This window comes from Sedimenticola hydrogenitrophicus, assembly GCF_025175675.1.
Taxonomy (GTDB): Bacteria; Pseudomonadota; Gammaproteobacteria; order Chromatiales; family Chromatiaceae; genus Sedimenticola; species Sedimenticola hydrogenitrophicus.
Genome location: NZ_JANIOA010000088.1, coordinates 1 through 2,390, shown reverse-complemented (window position 1 = coordinate 2,390; position 2,390 = coordinate 1). Strand labels below are relative to the sequence as shown.

General features: G+C 56.7%; 3 protein-coding genes. All 3 read left to right on the top strand.

The window, feature by feature from the left end:
* Positions 1-81 precede the first annotated feature (81 nt).
* Positions 82-402, top strand: a complete 321-nt coding sequence (tnpA, locus tag NPX02_RS20985; protein WP_260296015.1) for an IS66 family insertion sequence element accessory protein TnpA — start codon at positions 82-84, stop codon at positions 400-402.
* A complete protein-coding gene (gene tnpB / locus NPX02_RS20980; protein ID WP_260296014.1) occupies positions 399-764 on the top strand; it encodes an IS66 family insertion sequence element accessory protein TnpB in 366 nt (121 codons plus the stop codon). The genes tnpA and tnpB overlap by 4 nt, the downstream gene beginning before the upstream one ends.
* A 35-nt stretch (positions 765-799) precedes the next feature.
* On the top strand, positions 800-2,390 hold a 1,591-nt coding region (gene tnpC / locus NPX02_RS20975), incomplete at its 3' end, for an IS66 family transposase (RefSeq protein ID WP_418067369.1).

The window sequence follows — 2,390 nt, the reverse complement described above, 5'->3', positions numbered from 1 at the left end:
GTAAGCGCCCCAGAACCGACACCTGTTTTTTAGAGTTGAGCTATCGAATACTTTTCCCGTCACTAACAACGGGAGAACATCATGTCCAGTAAGACCTCGCACGACGGCCGCCAACGCTACTGGTGGAAACAGATAGAGACGTGGAAAGCCTCCGGGCAATCCCAGAAAGGATTCTGCAATGCCAACAACCTGAATTACCCGCAGTTTGTTTACTGGCTGCGTAAATATCGCCAGCACCCGCGAGCGGAGCGGAAACGGGCATCGGATTTTATTCCGGTCACCCTATCAGCGCCGGAACCGGCCACAGAGCTCACCCTCGTTCTGCCCAGCGGCCTGGAACTGCGCGGCATTTCGCAGGGCAATATTGCGCTGGTCCAGCAACTGCTGGGGCGCCTGGCGTGAACCGCAGTTTCCGGCCCGCCAACAACATGCCAAACATCTACCTGTACCGGGAACCGGTGGATTTCAGAAAAAGCTTTCGCGGCCTCGCCGCCATAGTCGAGCAGGAGCTGGAGCATAACCCGTTCGATGGCGGGCTGTATGCCTTCACCAACCGCCAGCGGAACAAGATCAAATGCCTGTTCTGGGAGGACAACGGCTTCGTGCTCTACTACAAGAGCCTGGCCGAGGAGAAATTTCGCTGGCCGCAGCCGGATGACGAGATCCTGCCGCTGAGTGGACAGCAGATCAACTGGCTACTCGACGGCTACGATATCAGTCTGCTCAAGGGGCACAAAAAGCTGTATTACGAAGCCTCGTTCTGATGCTTGGCAGTGCCTGTTCTGGTACAATAAGCCCCATGCGGGATGCCAAGAAAACAGCAGAAAAACCGATAGTTACATCGACGCCTGATGTGCGGGAACTGCTGCGTATCATCGAGCAAAAAGACTGCCTTCTCGCTGATCAGGAGCACTGCATCGCTGATCGGGATCATCTGATTGCGGAGCAAGAGAAACAGCTGCGGCTAATGGAAGAGGCACTACGCTTGGCCCAGATCCGGCGCTTCGGCGCGAAAAGCGAAAAGCTCCCCTTCCAGGGCGACCTCTTCGACGAAGCGGAACTGGAAGTCTCCCTGAGCGAACTCGAAGCCCAGTTAGACGAAGAACCCGCCAAAAAGGCATCTCGCAAGAAACGCGAAGGCTTCTCCGACAAACTGCCCCGGATCCAGGTCCATCTCCCATTGAGCGAAGAAGAGAAGGCCGGTGCCAGCAAGACCTTCTTCACCAAGGTGAAGGAAGAGCTCGATATCGTCCCGGCCAAGGCTCAGATCATTGAATACTGGCAGGAGAAGGCCGTCTTTGATGATGCCTATGGTGGGCAGCGCATCAAGGCCGCCGCCCGAGTGGCACACCCGCTGGGCAAATGCATCGCCAGCGTACAACTGCTGACCTACATCCTGGTCTCCAAGTACGCCGATGGATTGCCGCTGTACCGACTGGAGAAGATGCTGGCACGCTATGGCGGCAACATCAGCCGCACCAGCATGGCCAACTGGATTATCCGGTTGGATGACGTTTTCAGGCCGCTGATCAACCTGCTGCGGGAACAGCAATTGAGTGGTGATTACCTGCAGGCAGACGAAACCCGATTGCAGGTACTCAAGGAAGACGGAAAACTAGCGACTTCGGACAAATGGATGTGGTTGATCCGGGGTGGTCCGCCGAACCAGCCGGTGGTGCTGTTCGAATACGATCCCTCTCGCAGCGAGGAGGTGCCGCTACGCCTGCTCGATGGCTTCGAGGGTGTATTGCAAACCGATGGTTATGTCGGCTACAACCGGGTCTGTCGGGAGAACTCGCTCACCCGGATCGGCTGCTGGGATCATGCACGGCGCAAGTTCGTCGAAGCCAGCAAGGCCGCACCCGTCAAAAAGAAGGGCGCCAAGGTCAGCAAGGCAGATGTCGCCATTGGTAAAATCCGCGAGCTCTATGCGATTGAGAAACGGATCGACGACCTCGACCCCGAGCAAAAAACCGCGAAGCGCCAAGCGCTGGCAGAACCGGTTCTCGATGACTTGAAGGCATGGATGGAAGCCAATCAGCGCCGGGTACCGAAAGACAGTCTGACCTGGAAGGCCATCAACTACACGCTGAACCAATGGGAACTGCTGATCGGCTATTGCAAAGATGGCCGGCTGCGCATCAGCAATGCCTTGGCGGAAAACGCCATCCGGCCCTTCGCGGTTGGACGGCGGGCCTGGTTATTTGCTGATACCTCACGTGGTGCCAAAGCCAGCGCCACCTGCTTCAGCCTGATCGAGACGGCGAAGGCCAACGGGTTGGAGCCTTACGATTACATGCATCATGTGATCAAGCACATAGCGGCAGCGGATACGGTCGAGAAGTTGGAGGCGTTATTTCCTTGGAATGTTGTGAACTCGGGAAGGCCTG